The 20939-nt window shown below is 63.5% G+C and carries 19 protein-coding genes, 1 pseudogene and 1 riboswitch; of the genes and pseudogenes, 10 read left to right on the forward strand and 10 right to left on the reverse strand.

Features of this window, described 5'->3' with window-relative positions; genetic code table 11:
* Positions 1-69 precede the first annotated feature (69 nt).
* Positions 70-381 carry a type II toxin-antitoxin system RelE/ParE family toxin gene (locus tag ACO550_RS38880; protein ID WP_315598747.1) on the reverse strand — a complete coding sequence of 104 codons (312 nt, stop codon included), beginning with the start codon at positions 379-381 and terminating at the stop codon, positions 70-72.
* Between the two features lie 166 nt (positions 382-547).
* Here ACO550_RS38880 and ACO550_RS38885 point away from each other — a divergent pair, with 166 nt between their 5' ends.
* The 3 genes from ACO550_RS38885 (at position 548) to ACO550_RS38895 (ending at position 3184) form a co-directional block, all read left to right on the forward strand.
* Entirely contained in the window at positions 548-1417 is an 870-nt protein-coding gene (locus tag ACO550_RS38885; protein WP_315598748.1) for an MmyB family transcriptional regulator, read from the forward strand.
* A 68-nt stretch (positions 1418-1485) separates the two neighbouring features.
* Positions 1486-1647, forward strand: a riboswitch (FMN riboswitch).
* A gap of 127 nt (positions 1648-1774) precedes the next feature.
* Entirely contained in the window at positions 1775-2476 is a 702-nt protein-coding gene (ribB, locus tag ACO550_RS38890) for a 3,4-dihydroxy-2-butanone-4-phosphate synthase (RefSeq protein ID WP_315598749.1), read from the forward strand.
* Between the two features lie 138 nt (positions 2477-2614).
* Positions 2615-3184: a surface-adhesin E family protein gene (locus ACO550_RS38895; protein WP_315598750.1), complete on the forward strand. Its 570-nt coding sequence runs from the start codon at positions 2615-2617 to the stop codon at positions 3182-3184.
* A gap of 65 nt (positions 3185-3249) precedes the next feature.
* Here ACO550_RS38895 and ACO550_RS38900 read toward each other — a convergent pair whose 3' ends face one another.
* Positions 3250-3654 carry an RT0821/Lpp0805 family surface protein gene (locus tag ACO550_RS38900; protein ID WP_315598751.1) on the reverse strand — a complete coding sequence of 135 codons (405 nt, stop codon included), beginning with the start codon at positions 3652-3654 and terminating at the stop codon, positions 3250-3252.
* A 455-nt stretch (positions 3655-4109) separates the two neighbouring features.
* Here ACO550_RS38900 and ACO550_RS38905 point away from each other — a divergent pair, with 455 nt between their 5' ends.
* Both ACO550_RS38905 and mdoH read left to right on the forward strand, forming a co-directional pair.
* Entirely contained in the window at positions 4110-5699 is a 1590-nt protein-coding gene (locus ACO550_RS38905) for a glucan biosynthesis protein G (RefSeq protein WP_485995165.1), read from the forward strand.
* Complete coding sequence (gene mdoH / locus ACO550_RS38910) at positions 5672-8278, forward strand: glucans biosynthesis glucosyltransferase MdoH (protein WP_315598753.1); 2607 nt, start codon at positions 5672-5674, stop codon at positions 8276-8278. Before ACO550_RS38905 ends, mdoH begins: the two co-directional genes overlap by 28 nt.
* Before the next feature lie 179 nt (positions 8279-8457).
* On the opposite strand, the gene ACO550_RS38915 is transcribed toward mdoH, so the two are convergent.
* Positions 8458-9039: a hypothetical protein gene (locus ACO550_RS38915; protein WP_315598754.1), complete on the reverse strand. Its 582-nt coding sequence runs from the start codon at positions 9037-9039 to the stop codon at positions 8458-8460.
* Between the two features lie 260 nt (positions 9040-9299).
* Here ACO550_RS38915 and ACO550_RS38920 point away from each other — a divergent pair, with 260 nt between their 5' ends.
* Positions 9300-10514 (forward strand): Bcr/CflA family multidrug efflux MFS transporter, encoded by a 1215-nt coding sequence (locus tag ACO550_RS38920; RefSeq protein WP_315598755.1) that lies wholly within the window; start codon positions 9300-9302, stop codon positions 10512-10514.
* Positions 10515-10523: 9 nt separating this feature from the next.
* Here ACO550_RS38920 and ACO550_RS38925 read toward each other — a convergent pair whose 3' ends face one another.
* Both ACO550_RS38925 and ACO550_RS38930 read right to left on the reverse strand, forming a co-directional pair.
* The gene (locus ACO550_RS38925; RefSeq protein WP_315598756.1) at positions 10524-11384 is read right to left on the reverse strand and encodes a mechanosensitive ion channel domain-containing protein; all 861 of its coding nucleotides are present in this window, start codon (positions 11382-11384) and stop codon (positions 10524-10526) included.
* A gap of 158 nt (positions 11385-11542) precedes the next feature.
* On the reverse strand, positions 11543-12745 hold the full coding sequence (locus ACO550_RS38930; protein WP_485995166.1) for an ammonium transporter: 1203 nt from the start codon (positions 12743-12745) through the stop codon (positions 11543-11545).
* A 553-nt stretch (positions 12746-13298) separates the two neighbouring features.
* On the opposite strand from ACO550_RS38930, the gene ACO550_RS38935 reads away from it, so the two are divergent.
* The 3 genes from ACO550_RS38935 (at position 13299) to ACO550_RS38945 (ending at position 14738) form a co-directional block, all read left to right on the forward strand.
* Positions 13299-13580, forward strand: coding sequence for an HU family DNA-binding protein (locus tag ACO550_RS38935; RefSeq protein ID WP_008651272.1), 282 nt, complete (start codon positions 13299-13301; stop codon positions 13578-13580).
* A 193-nt stretch (positions 13581-13773) separates the two neighbouring features.
* Positions 13774-14262, forward strand: coding sequence for a hotdog domain-containing protein (locus tag ACO550_RS38940; protein WP_315598806.1), 489 nt, complete (start codon positions 13774-13776; stop codon positions 14260-14262).
* Positions 14262-14738, forward strand: coding sequence for a CreA family protein (locus ACO550_RS38945; RefSeq protein ID WP_315598808.1), 477 nt, complete (start codon positions 14262-14264; stop codon positions 14736-14738). Before ACO550_RS38940 ends, ACO550_RS38945 begins: the two co-directional genes overlap by 1 nt.
* A 98-nt stretch (positions 14739-14836) precedes the next feature.
* On the opposite strand, the gene ACO550_RS38950 is transcribed toward ACO550_RS38945, so the two are convergent.
* The 3 genes from ACO550_RS38950 to ACO550_RS38960 form a co-directional block, all read right to left on the reverse strand.
* A complete protein-coding gene (locus tag ACO550_RS38950) occupies positions 14837-16582 on the reverse strand; it encodes an AMP-binding protein (protein ID WP_315598805.1) in 1746 nt (581 codons plus the stop codon).
* Positions 16583-16607: 25 nt separating this feature from the next.
* Positions 16608-17372 (reverse strand): glucose 1-dehydrogenase, encoded by a 765-nt coding sequence (locus ACO550_RS38955; RefSeq protein ID WP_315598804.1) that lies wholly within the window; start codon positions 17370-17372, stop codon positions 16608-16610.
* 198 nt (positions 17373-17570) lie between these two features.
* Positions 17571-18494, reverse strand: coding sequence for an arylamine N-acetyltransferase family protein (locus ACO550_RS38960; RefSeq protein ID WP_315598803.1), 924 nt, complete (start codon positions 18492-18494; stop codon positions 17571-17573).
* Between the two features lie 371 nt (positions 18495-18865).
* On the opposite strand from ACO550_RS38960, the gene ACO550_RS38965 reads away from it, so the two are divergent.
* Entirely contained in the window at positions 18866-19336 is a 471-nt protein-coding gene (locus ACO550_RS38965; protein ID WP_315598802.1) for an HU family DNA-binding protein, read from the forward strand.
* Between the two features lie 170 nt (positions 19337-19506).
* Here the strand turns inward: ACO550_RS38965 and ACO550_RS38970 are convergent, their stop codons facing one another.
* Both ACO550_RS38970 and ACO550_RS38975 read right to left on the reverse strand, forming a co-directional pair.
* The gene (locus ACO550_RS38970; RefSeq protein ID WP_315598801.1) at positions 19507-20499 is read right to left on the reverse strand and encodes an isopenicillin N synthase family dioxygenase; all 993 of its coding nucleotides are present in this window, start codon (positions 20497-20499) and stop codon (positions 19507-19509) included.
* Positions 20500-20828: 329 nt separating this feature from the next.
* Positions 20829-20939, reverse strand: a pseudogene (locus tag ACO550_RS38975) (5-dehydro-4-deoxyglucarate dehydratase); the annotation flags it as partial.

The raw sequence follows: 20939 nt of genomic DNA on the forward strand, positions 1-20939 counted from the left end.
ACGTAGCGGGTTGGCTACCGCTTTGCCTGGTCAACCCGAGCTTTCCAGTTGCCTTTCAAGCTCCGGCCTTTAGGCCGGGGTAGTTGACCTCGGCTCCTCAGACTGGCATTGCGCGATCTCGACTTCCCAGCATTCGCCGTTGACAAAGCGGAAGCACAGATGCCACGACGCCTCGATCCTGACGCGCCATTGCCCGCGCCGGCGACCCCCCATCAGTTCCAGGCGGTTCGCGGGTGGGGCGAGCAGGTCGGGCAGCGACGCCGCGGCGTCGAGCATCTCGAGCTTGCGCAGCGCCCTGGCCTGGATTCCGGCGGGCAGCGTGTGCACGTAGTGGCCGCAAAAGACCGCGGCGGTCGTCTTGTTCGCAAAGGAGCGGATCATGGTGTCGAGGGTGCGGGTGGTGCTAACCGTATGAGTTCATGCTAGATCCGCGCGTCTCCCGGCGATATGCGACGAATCTGAAAGTCGGATAGCCGGGCACGCTGAATGGCTGTAATTACCTTGGAGGTAGTCGCGCTGCGGCAAAGCGCATGCTGTAATGCGAGCCATGGAAACGCTCACGCCTGGCTCCGAAGCCGCCCTCGATTTCCCCGGACTCCTGCGCTACTGGCGCGGCAAGCGCGGTTACAGCCAGCTGGCGCTGTCGCTGGCGGCCGGCGTGTCGCAGCGCCATATCAGCTTCCTGGAATCTGGCCGTGCGCGGCCGAGCCGTGAAATGGTGCTGGCGCTGGCCGAACGTCTAGGCGTACCGCTGCGGCAACGCAACCGGCTGCTGCTGGCCAGCGGCTACGCCCCGGCGTATAGCGAAAACACGCTGGCGGCGCCGTCGATGCAGATGGTGCGCCATGCCATCGCGCTGATCCTGGCCAAGCAGGAGCCGTATCCCGCCGTGGTGCTGGACCGCTTCTGGCATCTTGTGGACGCCAACCAGGCCTACCGGCGCATGCTCGACAAACTGCTCGGTGGGCGCCAGCCGGCCACGCTGGATGCCGGTAATGGGCGCATCAACCTGATGCTCGCGGTGTTCGACCCGAATGGCCTGTGGCCGATGATCGAGAACGCGCGGCAGGTGGGCCGCTACCTGCTGCGCCGCGTGTGGCAGGAACTGCAGGTGCAGGCGCATGACCAGACTGCGCGCGAGATCTTCCAGCGCATCGCCGCATGGCATCCCGACATGGTGGATCCCGGCGGCGTACTGCTGGGGGAGGACGATCCGTCCGAAGGCGCGCCGTCACCGGTATTGCCCGTGGCGCTGCATGCGGGCGGCTTTCGCGCCTCGCTGTTCTCCACGCTGACCACGCTGGGCATTCCGCAGGACATCACGCTGCAGGAACTGCGCATCGAGTGTTTCTTTCCCGCCGACGATGCGACGAAGGCATTGTTCGAAGCGCTCGCGGCACAGCCCGCGAACGCATAGGCAGCCATAAAAGCACAGTCGTGCTAAGATCGCTGCGCCGCCGTGGCACCAAGGCCATGGCGGCATCGTTACGTCTTCAGGGCGGGGTGAAAGTCCCCACCGGCGGTATGTGGCAGGTGTTGCAAGACACATTGCCACGAGCCCGCGAGCGCCCGCATTCCCGTGCGGGGTCAGCAGACCTGGTGAGAGGCCAGGGCCGACGGTCATAGTCCGGATGAAAGAAGATGGGCGGAATTCGCATGGCATCGGCATGCGCGCGCGGCTTCGTCCGTGGCGTGCGTGCGCGGTGTCGTGCGCGTTGCGCTGATCGTTCCCCTGAAACGCCCATGGAATCTGACTGCACGGAGCGTTTCACCAATGCTGACACTCACCCAATCCCAATCCCAATCGCAATCCCCAAGCGGTTCATCTGACCACAATGCTGCCGTGGCCGATGCCGACCCACGTCCGCTGGCCGAGCGTATCGCGCAGGCACTCGACGCCATGCGCGAAGGGCGCCCGGTCGTACTGCTGGACGATGACGACCGCGAGAACGAGGCCGACCTGATCCTGGCCGCCGAGCGCCTGACCAACGCCAATATGGCGATGATGATCCGCGAGTGCAGCGGCATCGTCTGCCTGTGCCTGACTGCTGCCAAGGTACGCCAACTGGGCTTGCGTCCGATGGTGGAGAACAATCGCAGCCAGTACGGCACCGCGTTCACGGTATCGATCGAGGCGCGCGAGGGCGTGACCACCGGCGTCAGCGCGGCGGACCGCATCACGACGATCCATGCCGCCATTGCCGAGGATGCCGGCACCGACGCGGTGGTCAGTCCCGGGCATGTGTTCCCGCTGGTGGCGGTGGATGGCGGCGTGCTGCAACGCCGTGGACATACCGAGGGTTCCGTTGAACTGGCACGCATGGCCGGCCTGGCGCCTGCCGCGGTGTTGTGCGAGTTGATGAATCCCGATGGCACGATGGCGCGTCGCCCGGAGGCGCTGACCTTCGCGGCGCAGTACGCGCTTCCGGTACTGACCATCGCCGACCTAGTGGCCTGGCGCGAAATCCACGGCTGATCGCGCGCAAATTTTGTGCGGAAATATCGTGCGCGATGGCATCTTTAGGCCATTGCGTACGATGCAATTTGCCGTGAGGCATGCATGCTGTGCGAGAATGCCGGGGCCTCTTTCCCGTCCTTACGAGGGTTCCCCCCGATGTTTCTCCGTTTTCTTGCACGTGCGGCACTGCTTGCCGGCGCGTGTTTCAGTCTTGCTGCGCATGCCGAATCCAACGGCGTGGCGTCGTACAACAATGCCACCGCGCGACCCGCCGCGGCCAGCGCGCTGTACCAGTGCCAGGGCCCGAATGGCGGCACGATCTTTCGCGCGTCGCCACGTGAAGGGTGCACGCTTGTGGCATCACCGGACCCCGGTGCGCCAGATCCGCAACGCTGGCTGCCGCTGATGGGCGCCAATGGCATCATTTCCTATCTGGATCAGACGTCGATTCGTCGGCGTGGCGTCGAGGTTGGTGTGGTGCTGGTCCACAATGCGCCGCCTGGCGTGATCAAGACCGCCAGTGGCGATACGATCCGCTCGTCGCTCAAGCGCATGGTGCTCAACTGTGCGACGTCGATGTATGCGGTGATCGAGCAAACGCTCTACAACAAGCGCTATGCGCGAGGCGAGTCGCTCTACTCGATGCGCGGGCCGCAGGCCGGCATGCCGATGCCCGCGGCATCCGGCACCGTGGCGGGCGAACTGGTCAGCCGCCTGTGCCACTGAGTGCCGGGGTGCGTCTCGGGTGAGTGTCTAGGTCCGACTCGGGTGCGCTTGTTACGTCGGTAAGATCATTCGCCGACGTGACGCGCCTTCCAGGTGCCGTTCGACTGCTTGCAGAACCAGCCCGACCACGCTTCGGTGGCGCTGCCGCGTTTCAGGTCCGATTTCAGCTGACGGCAGGTCTGGCCCTTGTCGGTCTTTGTTGCGACCGGCGTGATCGTGCCATCGACGGCCTGGCGACGGCCTTCGGCCGGGTAATGCCATTCCACCGCCTTGTTGTCTTCCGTATCGACCAGCGCCTGTCGCACGGACTTCTGCAGCGAGGCCGCTTCCTTCTGCGTCAGCGTGCCAATGATGCTGCCCGACAGATAGTTCTCGAAGTACGCAAACGCAGGTTGTGCCGCGGTGCCCAGGAGCAGTGCGCAACCCAGGCTCGCAGCCAGGGCCAGGCGGGTTTGTCGCCGAACGTGCATGACCATTCCTTGTTGGTGAAAAAGACAGCGATGACGTTGGCGATTGTAAGCGCGCCGCGGCGTCCTGGGCGGATAGAGATGCACAGGACCAACGCTGCAGCGGTTCGGTCGCGCATGATCTATGCTTGACTTCAGCCTTGAAACGCACGCGCGGAGCGGCTTCCAGCCGACAGGTGAGACATTTTGTTGCAAACGTTGCCGTGACGAAACGTGACTTTTAAGGCTCGAATTGTTAAGGTTTCGCATCGCAATGCAACAATCCTGACACGCGTGGGTCTATCTCCGTCTTGTTACCACACCGCCCCGAAGCCGGCGGTGGCTGTTGATGCGCCGCACGCTGGTCCGCCTTTTGCTGTATCCATCATCCGTTGAAGTTTCCTGACGTATTCCAGGGCATCGGTATCGTTCGTACCGTCCGGTCGCCTGGCTCCCCGCTAACCCTGTCACCGGCTTTCATGTCCGCATATCCAACGTCGTCCCTCTCTGCCCACCGCCCGACAGTTGCGCCCGCGCGCCGTTTATCAGGCAGGATTTCCGGGCTGGGGCGCTGGATCGGCGGTGGCATGCTGGCGGTGATGGCGCTGACCGCGCACGCTTTCGATTTCGAAACGGTGGCGGCACGCGCCCGGCAACTGTCGGCTTCGCCTTACAAGCCCGTCAAGGCGCAGGAATTGCCGCGCGAGCTGAAGGAACTGTCCTACGAACGCTATCGCGAGATCGAATACAAGCCTGAGCGGTTCGCGTGGCGCGGTGCGCGCCTGCCGTTCGAGATCTCGTTCTTCCACGAAGGCATGGTGTTCGACCAGCCCGTGAAGATCAACGAGGTGGTGAACAACAGCGTGCGCGAATTCCGCTTCGATCCGGCGGCGTTCAACTACGGTTCGCACCGTGTGGATCCGGCCAAGCTCAAGGGACTTGGCTTTGCCGGCTTCCGCCTGATGTATCCGCTGAACCAGAGCAAGCGCAAGGACGAACTGGCTTCGTTCCTCGGTGCGAGCTACTTCCGTGCGCTGGGCAAGGACCAGTGGTACGGATTGTCGGCGCGTGGCCTGGCCGTGGATACCGCGCTCAATTCGGGCGAGGAGTTCCCGCGCTTCGTTGAGTACTGGATCGAGCGCCCGTCGGCCAACGACAAGCAGTTGACCATTTATGCGCTGATGGACTCGCGCCGCATGAGCGGCGCATACCGTTTCATCATCAAGCCGGGCGACGAAACCGTGATGGAAGTGAAGTCGCGGCTGTTCCTGCGCGAGAACGTGACCAAGCTTGGGCTGGCGCCGCTGACGAGCATGTACCTGTTTGGCGAGAACCAGCCGTCCGCGTCGGCCGATTTCCGTCCCGAAGTGCACGACTCCGACGGCCTGTCGGTGCAGCTCGGTACTGGCGAATGGATCTGGCGTCCGCTGGTCAACCCCAAGCGCCTGCTGGTGACGTCGTTCGGTGCCACCAACCCGCAGGGCTATGGGCTGATGCAGCGCGACCGCAACTTCGACAACTACCAGGAGATCGGTTCCTGGTACGAGCGCCGGCCGAGCGCGTGGGTCGAGCCAAAGGGAAACTGGGGCTCGGGCCGCGTGGAGCTGGTGCAGATCCCGACGCCGGACGAAACCAACGACAACGTGGTGGCGTTCTGGGTGCCGGACAACCCACCCAAGCCGAAGCAGGCGTTCGACTACGAGTACCGCCTCAAATGGCAGAAGGACGGCGAGAACCTTCCGCCGATGTCGTGGGTCACGCAAACGCGTCGTGGCCAGGGCCTGACGCGCAAGCCAGACGACACCAGTTTTTCGCTGGTGGTGGATTTCGAAGGACCGGCGTTCAAGAAGCTGCCCGAAGAGGTGCGGCTGGACCCGGTGGTATCGGCAGACGCCAATGGCGAGCTGCTCAAGACAACAGTCCAGCGTAACGAGGCCACGGGTGGCTGGCGCATGACGATGTTCATGCGGCGCAAGGACGAGAACAAGCCGGTTGAGTTGCGCGGCTATCTTCGCAACGGCAATACAACCCTATCCGAGACATGGAGCTACATCTTACCCCCAGGCTAAAGCAGCGCCCGGCCCAGGCGGCGGCAGCATGCGAGCGCTATGTCGATCGCCTGCCGGCCTCGCCCGAACTGCGTAGCGAGCTGCTGGCCGATACTCCCAAGCAGGTCGTGTCCAGCGTGCCGACCGAAGGTATCGAAGTGCCATCGGCCATGATTGAATTGCAGACGCGCCTGGCTGGACGCGACCCGAAGGACAAGGAAGCTACCGTTTTGAATCAGGGCAGTACCCCCGGTGGGGCCACCTATGCATCGGTGGGTCGTCGTTTCACGATGGCCTATGGCAACCCGCAGGTCGACGGCGAAGCGCTGTTGCAACGTCGCGATGACGGCACGGTGCGCGTGGATACGGGTCCCGAGCCCGAGCGCGCGTCGATGGTGCCGCGCCAATGGCCGCCACATATCGTCTGGGGTGGTATCCGTAATGCGTGGCGCAAGATGCTGGGCCGCCCGCCGGTGCCCGAAACGTGGGACACGCTGCACGACGGCCCCGATGCCGAAGGCAAGTGGCACCCGGCCGGCTCGCATCGCCGCTGGTTCCTGCTTGCACTGGTTGTGATCCAGACCGTGCTGGCCACGTATTTCATGGCCAAGGTACTGCCGTACCATGGCGCCGACCCGCTCGAAGTCGCCATCCTCACGCTGTTTGCCATCCTGTTCTCGTGGGTGTCGGCCGGGTTCTGGACCGCGATGATGGGTTTCCTGGTGCTGTTCAAGGGCGGCGATCGACACCTGATCTCGCGTAGTGCGGCCAGCGATGCACCGATCGATCCGTCCGCGCGCACCGCGGTCATCATGCCGATCTGCAATGAGGATGTGACGCGCGTGTTTGCAGGATTGCGCGCTACGTACGAATCGCTGGAACGCACCGGCGAGCTGCAGCATTTCGATTTCTTCGTGCTGTCCGATAGCGGCAACCCCGACCTGCGCACCGCCGAACACGATGCGTGGATGGAAGTGTGCCGCGCGGTTGGCGGCTTCGGCCGCATCTTCTATCGCTGGCGCCGTCATCGCGTGAAGCGCAAGACCGGCAACGTGGCCGACTTCTGCCGCCGCTGGGGCAGCAAGTACCGCTACATGATCGTGCTCGATGCCGACAGCGTGATGAGCGGCGATTGCCTGGCCACGCTGGCGCGGCTGATGGAAGCCAACCCCGGTGCCGGCATCATCCAGACCGCACCGCTGGCCGTGGGCCGTGACACGCTCTATGCGCGCGTGCAGCAGTTCTCGACGCGCGTATATGGTCCGCTGTTCACCGCGGGGCTGCATTACTGGCAGCTTGGCGAGTCGCACTACTGGGGTCACAACGCCATCATCCGCGTGAAGCCGTTCATGGAGCATTGCGGCCTGGCGCCACTGCCCGGCAAGGGGCCGTTGTCCGGTGAAATCCTGTCGCACGACTTTGTCGAGGCGGCCATGATGCGTCGCGCGGGCTGGGGCGTGTGGATTGCCTATGACCTGCCCGGGTCGTTCGAGGAACTGCCGCCGAACCTGCTCGACGAAGTCAAGCGCGACCGCCGCTGGTGCCAGGGCAACCTGATGAACTTCCGCCTGTGGATGAAGCAGGGGTTCCACGCCGTGCACCGTGCCGTGTTCCTGACCGGCATCATGGCCTATGTTTCGGCGCCCTTGTGGTTCCTGTTCCTGCTGCTGTCCACGGCCGCGTTGGCCAAGCATGCGCTGGTGCCGCCCGAGTATTTCACCAAGCCATACCAGTTGTTCCCGACCTGGCCTGAGTGGCATCCGGAAAAGGCCCTCGCACTGTTCTCGGCCACGGCCACGTTGCTGTTCCTGCCCAAGCTGGCCAGCGTGATCCTGTTGCTCAAGGACGCCAAGCAATACGGTGGGGTGGTGCGGCTGTTCCTGAGCATGCTGATCGAGATGACGTTCTCCGCGCTGCTGGCGCCGACACGGATGCTGTTCCATACCAAGTTCGTGATTGCGGCGTACAGCGGATGGGGCATCTCGTGGAAATCGCCGCCGCGTGAAGATGCCGAGACCACCTGGGGCGAAGCGTTCCGTCGCCACGGCGGCCATACGCTGCTGGGGCTGGTGTGGGGTGCTGGCGTGTACTGGTTGAGCCCCGGCTTCATCTGGTGGCTGCTGCCGATCGTCGGCTCGCTCGCGCTGTCGATTCCGCTGTCGGTCATGCTGTCGCGCGTGTCGCTGGGTCGTGCCGCACGACGTGCCGGCCTGTTCATGATCCCCGAGGAAACCTTCGTGCCGCGCGAGATCGTGGAAACACAGCAGCACGTGGAAGCGGCCCAGGAAACTCCGGGCTTTGTCGATGCCGTGGTGGACCCGGTGACCAACGCGTTGATGTGTGCCACCGCCAGCGCGCGCAAGATCCAGCCGGAGCCTGCCCGGATGCAGCATGCATCGCTGGTGCAGCACGCGTTGACCAACGGCCCGCAATCGCTGTCGCCGGCGCAGAAGCACATCCTGCTCGGCGATCCGTTTGCGCTATCGAAGCTCCATGAAATGGTGTGGGGTTCGCCGCTGGCCGACGCTGCGTGGAAGGAAACCCGCATGCTGATGCGCCGCGCACCCAACGTGCTGCCGTTGCGTCCACGCGCGGTATAAGCAGTGTTTTGCTGTCGGTTTGCTCCCCTCTCCCGCCGTGCGGGAGAGGGGCGGGGGAGAGGGCGGGCGGTTCAAATCGCGCTTATCGCATCTTGAGTCGCCGACCCTCTCCCCCAACCCCTCTCCCGCGCGCGGGAGAGGGGAGCGGGCCTACGGTGTTTTAAACGCCTGCCGTACGCCTACCGCAGTGCCGATACGCAGATCGGTGCGTTGATATACACGTCCCCTACGCGGCGTTCGCCGCGGTCGTTACGCGTCATGTAGCGGAACATCATGCTGACGCCAATCTTGGTCAGGATTTCCACGTCGCGATTGGCGCAGATATTGCGCTGCAGTGGTGCGGCATAGCTGACCTCGAAGCTGGCCAGGTCGAGCATCGGCCCACGATAGTTCGTCAGTTCAAGTTGAAACAGTACGTGCTTGCCCGGTATCGACTGGCAGCGGCGTAGCCGTGTTTCGCCGTCGATCTCGATGGGCAATGCGTCGTTGAGCTGGCGGCAGGCGCGCGCCAGCACGCTGTCCGGACGATTGGTGTTGCGCAGCAGTTCGGGAACACCGGCGCCGCCGGTGTTCTGGCCGGTGGCGGCGCCCTTGAGCATGCGTGACAGGGCTTCGGCTTCGTCGACCACCACGGGCGCGGCCAACGGTGCCGATGCCACTGCGGGCACCCTGCCAGGCGCGGCCCAGGCGGGCAGCGGCGGCAAGGTTGCGAACGCAACCAGGCTCAGCGAAGCAATAAACGGCGTATGTCGTATGGTCATGCAGGATAACGGTGCCGAGGACGGGTCCCGTGATCCGTCTCCCGCGATGCGTCTGACTGCGTGGTCGGGTTACATCCGTCCCGACAGGCACGCATTGTACCCTTCACCTCGCTTCACGTGAAAGCCGCGCCACCTATGATGCCGCGCTGCTGGCCGGTCTGCGGCGGATTTTCCACGGTACTTTCGCTGACTTGACGCGCGCGGCGCTTTCACGCCGCATGCTATGCAACAATTGCGCCTTGCCTTTCCGGAACCATTTCATGACGTCCACCGCAAGCACGCCGTCCACCGCGCGCTTTCCGCTCTGGTTGCTGATCTGCGCGTCGCTGACCGCCATCGCACCGCTGTCCATCGACATGTACCTGCCCAGCTTTCCCGCGCTGGCTGCCGACCTGCACACCGATATCGGGCAGGTACAACTTACACTCGGTACATTCCTGGTGGGCCTGGCGATCGGGCAGGCATTCTACGGCCCGATCAGCGACCGCTTCGGGCGCAAGGCACCGCTTTATATCGGGCTGGCGCTGTATGGCGTGGCGGCGGCCGGCTGCGCACTGGCCTCGAGCGTGGAATCGCTGATGCTCTGGCGTTTCCTGCAGGCACTCGGAGGTTGCACCGGGCTGGTGGTGTCGCGGGCAGTGATTCGCGACCGGCTCGAAGCGCGCGATTCGGCACGCGCATTCTCGTCGCTGATGCTGGTGATGGGCCTGGCCCCGATCCTCGCGCCACTGATCGGCGGCGCGGTGCTTGCGGCAACCGGCTGGCGCGCGATCTTCTGGATCCACTGCGGCGCAGCGGTATTGCTGTTGTGGCTGGTCCATGCACGCATGGAAGAATCGCTCGATCCGCAGCGCCGCCGTTCGCTGCATCCGGGCACGGTGCTGCGCGGCTACTGGGAACTGCTGCGCGATCGCGAGTTCCTGGGCTACTCGCTGTCCGCCGGATGCGTGCAGGGTGGCATGTTTGCCTATATCGCGGGCTCGCCGTTCGTGCTGATCGAACTGCATGGCATCGATCCCTCTTACTACGGCTTTGTGTTTGGTGCCAACGCATTTGGCCTGATCGCGATGTCGCAGGTCAACGCGCGCCTGGTGCGTACCCGTGCGCTCGACGACGTGCTGCGCGCCGCGTTGCTCGCGCCTTGCCTGGCGGGCCTTACGCTGGCCGTGGCCGCGTTGCTGGGCGTGGCCACGCTACCGGTGCTGCTGTGCTGCTTTTTCGTCTTCCTTGCCGGACTGGGCTGCATCACGCCCAATGCCTCGGCGCTGGCCTTGTCGCGTCAGAGCCATCGCGCCGGCACGGCTTCGGCGCTGATGGGCACGCTGCAGTTCGGCTTCGGCACGCTGGCGGGCGCGGCAGTCAGTGTCTGGCATGACGGCACGTCGCTGCCGCTGGCCGTGGTGATGGCCATCTGCGGCAGTGGCGCGGTGCTGCTACGGCTGTACGGCCGGGCTGGCCAGCGCCAGCCGGGCTAAAGCCCCGCTTCAAGCCGCCTGATTTGCCGGCTCCGTCAGTTGTACCGCCGGAGCATTCTGCATGATCACTGTCTGCGCCGGCATTGGCGCCGCGAAGCCGGCCTGGCCGAAGCTGTCGCGGATCGTACGATTGGTGTCGAAGTACACCTGCCAGTAGTGATCGTTGTGGCAGTACGGACGCACGGCCAGGACCGGGCCGACCAGCGTGAATTCGAGGATCTCGACATCGACCGGCGGATCGGCGAGCACGTTGGGAATTGCGGCGAGTTTCTCCTTGAGCAGCGTGACCGCCGCGCCCACGTCGGTGGTGCCGGCCAGTTGCGCCTTCAGTTCCACGCGCCGGAACGGATTGGCGGTGTAGTTCTGGATGGTGTCGCTGAAGATCTTGTTGTTGCCGACCACGGTCAGCACGTTGTCGGGGGTATCGAGCGTGGTGGCAAACAGGCCGATTTCACGCACGGTACCCGTGACGCCACCCACTGAAACGAAATCGCCAACCTTGAACGGCCGCAGCACCACCAGGAAGGCGCCCGCGGCGAAATTCGACATCAGTCCGGACCATGCCATGCCGATGGCCACGCCCGCCGCCGCGATCAGCGCCGCGAACGTGGTGGTCTGGATGCCGAAATAGCCGAGGATGCCGATCACCAGCACCACGTTCAGGGTGACCGTGACGATCGATCCGACATAGCGCAGCAGCGTCGGGTCCACGCTCTGCTTGGCCAGCGAACCCTGTACCAGCCGGACCACGAAATGGATCAGCCAGCGGCCGATTACCCAGAACGCCAGGGCGGCCAGGATCTTGACGCCGAAGACCGTAGCGTAGCTGTAGACAATGTCGCGAATGCTTTGCAGCGAGGTGGAATCCATGGACGCGCTCCTGTTTGGCAAGGGCATTATTGGGCGCGCGCCCGGCAAAGTTCAAGTCAATCTTTTTGAGGCGCAAAGTAAAAATGGCCGGATATCCGCCGGCCATTTTTAGTCGCTGTTGCGCGCGATTTTTCCTGTATCGCGTGCGATGCCTGACACTACCAGTTGGTTTCGCGTTCCGGGGTAGCCGAGATGCGGTGCAGCGTCAGGTCGGCGCCGTTGAATTCCTCTTCCGGATCCAGGCGGATGCCGACCGCTTTCTTGAGCGCGCCGTAGACCACGGTGCCGCCCACCAGGGCGATGACGATGCCCATCAGCGTGCCGATCACTTGCGCCGTCATCGACACGCCACCCATGCCGCCCAGTGCCCGGGCGCCGAAAATGCCGGCGGCGATGCCACCCCAGGCGCCGCAGAGTCCGTGCAGCGGCCAGACGCCCAGTACGTCATCGATATGCCATTTGTTCTGCGCCAGCGTAAACATATAGACAAACAGCACGCCCGCGACGGCGCCGGTCACCAGCGCACCCAGCGGATGCATCAGGTCGGAGCCCGCGCAGACCGCCACCAGGCCGGCCAGCGGGCCATTGTATGAAAAGCCCGGGTCATTGCGGCCCGCCGCCCACGCCGCCAGCGTGCCGCCGACCATGGCCATCAGCGAGTTGATGGCAACCAGCCCGCTGATCTTGTCGATGGTCTGCGCGCTCATCACGTTAAAGCCGAACCAGCCCACGGCCAGCACCCACGCGCCCAGTGCCAGGAACGGAATGTTCGAGGGCGGATGGGCGCTGATACGGCCGTCCTTCTGGTAGCGGCCGCGGCGTGCGCCCAGCAGCAGCACGGCGGGCAGGGCGATCCAGCCGCCCACCGCATGCACCACCACGGAGCCGGCAAAGTCATGGAACGGCGCACCGGCCACCGTCGTGATCCAGTCCTGGATACCGAAACGGTTGTTCCACGCGATGCCCTCGAAGAATGGGTACACGAAGCCCACCAGCACAAAGGTGGCCATCAGTTGCGGATTGAAGCGCGAGCGCTCCGCAATGCCGCCCGAGATGATGGCCGGAATGGCGGCGGCAAACGTGGCCAGGAAGAAGAACTTCACAAGCTCGTGGCCGTTTTGCTGGGCCAGTGCCTCGGCGCCAGAAAAGAACTGCACGCCGTAGGCAATCGTATAGCCGATAAAGAAGTAGGCCAGCGTGGATACCGCGAAATCGACCAGGATCTTCACCAGCGCATTGACCTGGTTCTTCTTGCGGACGGTGCCAAGTTCCAGGAAAGCGAAGCCCGCATGCATGGCCAGCACCATAATCGCGCCAAGCAGGATGAACAACGCATCGGTGCCAGTCTTCAAATTCTCCATCGCCTACCTCAATGCTCAAAATGGGAGCACGAGTAAGCAATTTGCGTTCCATAACTGGCTGCAAAACAGGGAATCCCGCGCAGTATCAGTGCGTCAAGCACTTCGATGGCGTCTGACGTCTCTGCGGCGGCGCAACAGCGTGCGCAATAAGTGGGCATGCATGCGCCAAATTAACGCATTCAGGTCATGGTGCATGGGCGTAAACGGTGCATACGCGCGTCCGGCACCGATTCGGGGCGTCGGCAACTGATTTTTGGTATGGCACGATTACCCAATAATGTTGCTGCATACCCTGCGGTAAGCGCAATTTCATGCCATCCGCTACAAGTGCGCCGTCCGATACGTAAAACGGCTGTAAAAGTGATGCGGCGATTCGGCAAACAGAGGGGTAAAACACCCGCTAAGTCTTGCCAGGGAACGATTTCCGGCAGTTTCCGTTGCATTGGTGCCACTGGGGATTGCCCAAGCTGCAAAGGGCAGATTAGACTGCGCCGATCGGACTTTTGCCATCTGGCATAAGTCCGGTGACGACGACCAACAAGGGAAATCAGCCATGAATAAAGGTGAACTGGTATCGGCCATCGCCGCGGAAGCAGAACTCAGCAACGCTGCCGCTGAGCGCGCGCTGAACGCTGCGCTGGACAGTATCAAGAAGGCAGTGGCCAAGGGCGACTCGGTTACGCTGGTGGGGTTTGGCAGCTTCAGCTCGGGCAAGCGTGCAGCACGCACCGGTCGCAATCCGCGCACCGGCGAAACGATCAAGATCCCGGCCGCGAAGACGGTGAAGTTCTCCGCCGGCCAGGGCTTCAAGGACGCCGTGAACAAGAAGAAGTAAGCGCATCGCGTCTGCGAAGTACAGAAAGCGGCCCTGCAGGCCGCTTTTCTTTTTGGGCGCGGCATACCGGTCAATCACACCGGACAATCTGTTTTGCCGCCCACCATGGAAAATCGCTGCCTCCGGTATGCCATTGGCGCGCGCAGCGGGTTACACTGCCCGCGCCTCAGGCTCGATTTCTGGATTCTCAGTGATGAACGATCTGTCCCACCAGCTTTCCATGACCGTGCTGATGACGCCGGACATGGCCAATTTTTCCGGTAATGTCCACGGCGGCACCATCCTCAAGTATCTGGACATGGTGGCCTATGCATGCGCCAGCCGCTATGCCGGCCGTTATGTGGTGACGCTGTCGGTGGACCAGGTGATGTTCCGCCAGCCGATTCACGTGGGTGAACTCGTGACGTTCCTGTCCGCGGTGAATTTCACGGGCCGCAGCTCGATGGAAATTGGCATCAAGGTGGTTACCGAGAATATCCGCAGCAAGGTAGTGCGACATACCAACAGCTGCTACTTCACGATGGTGGCCGTGGACGACAACGGTGCGCCCGCCGAGGTGCCACCGCTGCAGCCGCGCGACGAGGTGGAGCGCCAGCGTTTCGAAGCCGCCAAACAGCGCCGCGCGCTGCGCCAGGAAATGGAACGCCGCCATGACGAGATCAAGGGGGCGACGACCGAATGATGCACAAGTCCCGAGTATGCCTCGGCCTGGCGTGCGGTCTGACCATGCTGGCCGGCGCCGCGCATGCCGAGGAGATTGGCAGTGTGGCGACCAATTTCCGCATGACCGGGTCGGACAAGGTGGTAATCGAGGCCTATGACGACCCGCAGGTGGATGGGGTGACCTGCTACGTGTCGCGCGCCCGCACGGGCGGCATCAAGGGTACGCTCGGCATGGCCGAGGATCCGCCCGAGGCATCGATTGCCTGCCGCCAGGTTGGCACGATCGCGTTCAAGGGGCCGCTGAAAGCCCAGGAAGACGTGTTCTCGGAGCGTATGTCGATCCTGTTCAAGACGCTGCACGTGGTGCGCGCGGTGGATCGCAAGCGCAATACGCTGGTGTACCTGACTTACTCGGACCGCATTGTCAGCGGTAGCCCGCAGAATGCGGTGACGGCCGTGCCGGTGCCGGCGGGAACGCCGATTCCGGTGAAGTAGGGGAGTGGTGGGGGCTGCGTTGGTTGGCAAGCAGAAGCGCCGGCCCTCTCCCCCAGCCCCTCTCCCGCATGCGGGAGAGGGGAGCCAGAACACTGCTGCTATTCGAACAGTTTGCGCAGGTTTGACTTCAGGATCTTGCCGTTCGGGTTTCTTGGCAGCATGTCGGAGGACACGATGATCCGCACCGGCACCTTGAACGCCGCGAGCTGTTCGCGCACGAACGCCTGCAGCTCTGCCTCGGTGGCCTGCGCGCCCGGCTTCAGGCTGACCACGGCGGCCGGCTCTTCACCAAGCGTGCGATGCGCGATGCCAACCACCGCGGCATCCATGATTGCCGGATGCGCATACAGCGCGCTTTCCACTTCGATGCAGTAGATATTCTCTCCGCCGCGAATCAGCATGTCCTTCATGCGGTCCACGATATAGAGAAAGCCTTCTGCGTCGAGCCGCGCCACGTCGCCGGTATGCAGCCAGCCATCGACAAAAGTCTTCGCCGTGGCCTCGGGCTTGTTCCAGTAGCTGTGCACGACGTTGGCACCACGTACCATCAGTTCGCCGATCTCGCCCGTAGGTAGCGCGTTGCCGAACCCGTCGTCGATCTTCATCTCGCCGATGGGCAGCGATGGGCCACTGCTGGCGGGGCGATGGATGTACTCGTCGGCGCTATGGCTCGTGAACGTGGCCGACGTCTCGGTCATGCCCCAGCCAATGCCCGGCGCGGCGCCCGGGAATGCTTCCTTGATGCGGCGAACCAGTTCCGGCGAAGCGGGCGCGCCGCCGTAATGCATGTTTTCCAGCGACGACAGATCGAATTCGCCACGTTGCGGATGCTCGATGATCTGCCATGCAATGGTGGGGACGCCACCGGCCGACGTGCAGCGCTCGCGCTCGATCAGTTGCATCGCGCGCAGCGTATCCCAGCGATACATCAGCACGATCTTGCCGCCGGCCGCCAGCGCCCCATTGAGTACCGACATGCAGCCGGTGACATGGAAGAACGGCACCGCCAGCAGCGCGGCTTTCTGCGGCGCTTGCGGATCCGGTTCGGGTACCGGCTCGCCGCGCCGCAGCAGGTTGCGCAACGGGCTGAATTGCGCGCAGACCGCCACCGAACATGCATTGCGATGGGTGCCGACGGCGCCCTTGGGCTTGCCAGTAGTACCCGACGTGTAGAAGATCGTGGCGTCGTCGTCGGGGTCGAGCGGGACGATAGGCAGCGACTGCGAAGGCAACGACGGCCATGCGTCCGATTCGCCGATCACCGCCGCCAGCGATACGATGCGCGGATCGTCGAAGCTGGCATTGGCCGGCGCCCGTGACACGTAGATGCGCTCCAGCGCCGGGCAGTTAGGCAGGTGCTCCAGGATACGGTCAAGCCGCTCGTAATCGACAATGGCGACGCGGCTGCCCGAATCGGACAGGCCATATTCCAGTTCCGGCCCGGTCCACCACGCGTTGAGCGGTGTGACGATGGCGCCGGTCAGCACGCCCGCATACATTGCCACGGGCCATTCTGGCAGGTTGCGCATGGCCACGGCCACGCGGTCGCCCTTGCGCACGCCATCGCGTGCCAGTTGATGCGCGAGCGCGGTCGCGGCCAGCGCAAACGAGCGATAGCTGACGCGCTCGTCCTCATAGACCACGAAGGTTCTTTCACCCCAGGCCGCGGCGATCAGGAACAGATCGCGCAGCGTGGGCGGCGCGTTCTTCCAGACCGTGGTGGGAATGCCCCGGATCTCGCGCGTCTCGGTTTCGAACGGCGCGCCCGGTGCGGTCAGCCGGGCGTGTGCCTCGGCGATCGACATGACCGGCCACTGGCCGGCCTGCTGCGGTTGTTGCGACATGCGTTGCCTCCCCGCAAGGAACAGATCAGATCGTAACGCCTCCGTCCACCACCAGCGCCTGGCCGGTCATGAAGGTGCTCGCCGCCGAAGCCAGGAAGCACGCGGCGCCGGCAATTTCCACCGGCTCGCCGATGCGGCGCAGCGGGGCGTTCTCGGTCGACTGCTTGTAACGCACCGGGTCTTCCCACAGCGCGCGCGCGAAATCGGTCTTGATCAGCCCCGGCGCAATGCAGTTCACGCGCACGTTGTGCGGTCCGAATTCCACGGCCAGATTGCGCGCCAGCTGGAAATCGGCCGCCTTGGACACGTTGTAGACACCGATTGTCGGCGAGCCACGCAGGCCGCCAATCGACGACACGATGATGATCGAGCCGTCCTTGCGGTCGATCATTTGCGGCGCAACCATCTGGATCAGCCAGTGATTGGAGATCACGTTGTTGTCCAGCACCTTGCGGAACTGGTCGTCGGTGACGCCGCTCATCGGCCCGTAATAGGGGTTCGATGCCGCGTTGCAGACCAGCACGTCGACCTTGCCGAACACGCGGTTGGTCTCGTCGACCAGGTGCTGCAGCGCTTCCTTCGACGAAATATTGGCGGCCACGGCCAGCGCGGTGCCTGCGCCGTGTTCGGCGTTGATGGCATCCGCCACTTCCTGGCAAGCCTCTTCCTTGCGCGACGAGATGACGACTTTGGCGCCCTGTATGGCCAATTGCTCGGCAATGGCGCGGCCGATGCCGCGCGACGAACCGGTGATGATGGCAACCTTGCCCGACAGATCGAACAATGACATGGTGTCTCCTGGTGGTCGGCAGCGGTCCTGGCCGCCGCCTGAATCGTGGATTGGCCGGGACATTATGGGCAGGCATCCCCCCTCAGTCCACAGCCAGGACGGCGCACCGGTAGCGGTATCAGCAAACTTTCTGCGGGCAATTCATGCGATGCATGGCGCTGTCTGGCTGATGCCGCAGCGCGGAATCGCACCGCCGCATCATCCGGCCAGTATTGCCGGTAGCAGTTCGGCCAGGGCCGCTCGCACCCCCGGGTCGGGCAAGATCCCGAAGCGCTCGGCCAGCACGCCGATCACGGCGTCGGCCGATGCCAGCACCGTCTTGTGCACGCGGCCGTCCGCCGCGCGCTCGGTCAGGTTGCCATTGCCAAGCGACAGGCGCGCACCGGTGGCATCGGTGCAGGCCGCGATCAGTGTGCGCGTGAAATGGCTGTCCGGGTGCGTCGACACATACCAGTTGCGCGCCACGAAATCGATCTGCGGCTGCGGTGTCAGGTCGAAGCGGTACATCACGCGCCACGAGTCAGCACCGTCAGCATCGTCCGCAGCGCCTGCACTGTCAGCATTCTCCTGTTCCGCTTCGGGATTACGCACGGCCAGGTCGTAGCAATGGAACGCGGTGCCGGCCGCTGCTGCCGCGTTGGGCTGCAGACGATAGGGCGCGTCGGCCTCGACTGGTAGTGACAACGGCAGCGCGCGATCGGGAGTCGGACCGCCGAAACCGACGTCGGCAACGTAGCTCTCGTGTGCCACTTCCACGCGCAGCAGCATGTGCGAGAGGCCCGTCGGTGTTGCATCCGGTACGTTCCAGCGCACGCGCGCGGCCAGCGGCACCACCGCGAAGCCGAGCGATTTGAGGCCGGCGCAGAACAGCGTGTTCAGTTCGAAGCAATAGCCGCCGCGTGGCTGACGTACGAGTTTTTCGAAGACCGATGGCAGGTCGATGGCCACGCGCTGCCCGGTCAGCGGATTCAGGTTCTCGAACGGAATATGCGCCAGGTGGGCGGCAATCAGCGTATTGAGAAACGCCAGGTCGGGCGGCTGCGGCGTGTCGATACCGATGCGCTGCAGCCACGCGTCGCGTTGGCTCGGGGTCAGGGCGGGGATTTCGTCGGTGGCAAGCATGGCGCGTCAGCGGTGAAGTCAGCGGTGAAATTGGTGGTTCCCCCAATCGTACTCGCTGTGGCCGGACACACGAAACGCGCGATTCGATGGCTGCGCACGCGCACTGATCGATGGAAACTTTTGCTGTCTCGCAGCGTCTTTGACATGCGAAAGTGGGGGGACGTAACGCGTTTCAGCGTGTTTGCTGACGCAAAGCAGCTACAAAACACGGGGTTTTCACTTGGTTTGCGTTACCGCATGTGAAAAACCCCTTTACTTCTGGCCGTTTCCGCTATGATTCAGTGCGTGCCGGACACCACGAATCGCAACGAAGCAAAACGCTGATGCTGCGTTCGAGCCGGGACACTAATCTTCAACTCTCGTATATCGATATGGCGACCAAAGCGAAACCGACCACCGCGAAGACTGCAACCAAGCCTGCTGCCAAGAAGGCCGCAGCAACCAAGGCACCCGTGAAGGCTGCCGCAAAGAAGGCCGCTGCCCCGGCCAAGAAGGCTGCTCCCGCTGCCGCTGCTGCTCCCGTTGCTAAGCCGCTGAAGGACACCTTCAACAAGTCGAGCCTGGTCGCTCACCTGGTAGCGCAAACCCAGCTCGAACCCAAGGCCGTGAAGACGGTGCTGGCCCACCTCGAAAACACCATCGTTAGCGCGCTGAACAAGAAGGGCGCTGGCGAATTCACGCTGCCGGGCCTGCTGAAGGTGACCGCGCAGCAAGTGCCGGCCAAGAAGAAGCGTTTCGGCAAGGACCCGTTCACGGGTGAAGAGCGTTGGTTCCCGGCCAAGCCGGCCAGCGTCAAGGTCAAGGTGCGCCCGCTGAAGAAGCTGAAGGACGCCGCGGCCTGATCGCAACCTCTTTGGTAGTCGCTAGCCCGATACCCGCGTCAAGCGGGTCCCGGGCGGCTTGAAACCCTGCGCTTCGCAAGAACGCGGGGTTTTTTGTTTTGGTGTTGATTGCTTGCCGATGGTTTTCTCCCCTCTCCCTCACGCGGGAGAGGGGAGCAAAACCACGCGCCTCAGTACGCCTTGAAATTCGCCGCTACGCGTTGCCGCAGGAAGTCGCCGGCAGTGATCGCCGGATACAGTCTGGTGGGGCCTTCGATCATGGCGTTGCGATTGGCCTGGCAGAAGAATGCCAGGCTGTAGCGCGGACCCATGTATTCCCCCGGCAGCGGATTGCGTACGCGGTGGAAGTTGGACGGCAGGCGGTCGTCGCTCCAGCGCATCAGCATGTCGCCGATATTGCAGGTGATGACGTCCTCGTCCGGCGGAATCGGCGTCCATGCCTGTGCTTCCATCTCCTTGCCCGGACACACCTGCAACCCGCCCTGACCCTGGCGCTGGAACAGCAGAGTCAGGCAGTCGAAATCCGTATGGGCACCTGCGCGCCAGAGATCGAGATTGTGTTGCGCCTCGGGCGGAATGCCGTAGTAATGCAGCAGCCGTAGCGTGCTCTGGTAGTCGGGCGCCGCGGGATCGTGGGCGCGCGTAAAGAATTCGGCATCGAATCCGAGCTTGTCGGCAAAGCATGAGAGCACCTTCATGCCGACCTCCCAGCTCTGGCGTTCGAACGCGAGCATGGTTTCCTGGAAGCGGGGCAATTCGGACTCCGTGGGCCACAGCGGCGCCATATGCGGACGCGTGATCTGGTACGACTCCTTCTGATCAGGCGTGCCGGTGGACGGGCGCACTTGCGCGCGTGTTTCCCAGCCCGCGTTGTTGGCCTTTTGCAGCGGATGCCGGGCCTTCACCGACTCAGGTAACGCGAAGAACTGTTCGGTCATGGCAAACGCTTCGCGCACGGCTGTCAGTTCGATGCCGTGGTTTTCCAGCTGGAAGAAGCCGATATCGGTGGCGGCCTGCCACAGTTGGTCGGCAATTTCAGATTTGCGTTGGTCAAAGTCCGACAGGTCGATGCGGCGGATTTCGCGCGCATCGGTCTCGAATCCATGTGCGCCCATGCGCGATTCACGGGCCAGTTCGTGGAGGGGGAGGGAGGTGTCGGTCATGTCGTTCCGGGTTCAGGAAAGGTGAACAGGTCCGGCCGACAGGGGGAACGCTTGATGCCTGGATGGTGGGCTCTCGAGTTCCGCCGTGGGGCGCGGACATCAAGAGCAATTTCCTGCCGCCTTCCGAATCGCCATGTCGATGGCAATGGGAAAGGGCGGTTGAACGCTTCTACTCTTCGGGGGGAGATCTAGCAGGTTTCGGGCCAGCGTTTCCAATGGCCGAAGCGCCGGGTTTTCACCGAAATGGCGCCAGCGCTGCCGAAGATGGTGCAAAAAAAGAGCCGACACAGTCGGCTCTCAACGCTTCAACTCAATACGGAACGACCGTCTTATTGCGGTCCCAGCTTCTTGATCAGGGCATCCAGCATGGCCACTTCCTCTTCGTTGAGGTCGGTCAGCGGTGCGCGCACCGGACCTGCATCGTGGCCCACCAGCTTGGC

The sequence above is a fragment of the Cupriavidus sp. genome (genome assembly GCF_057315035.1).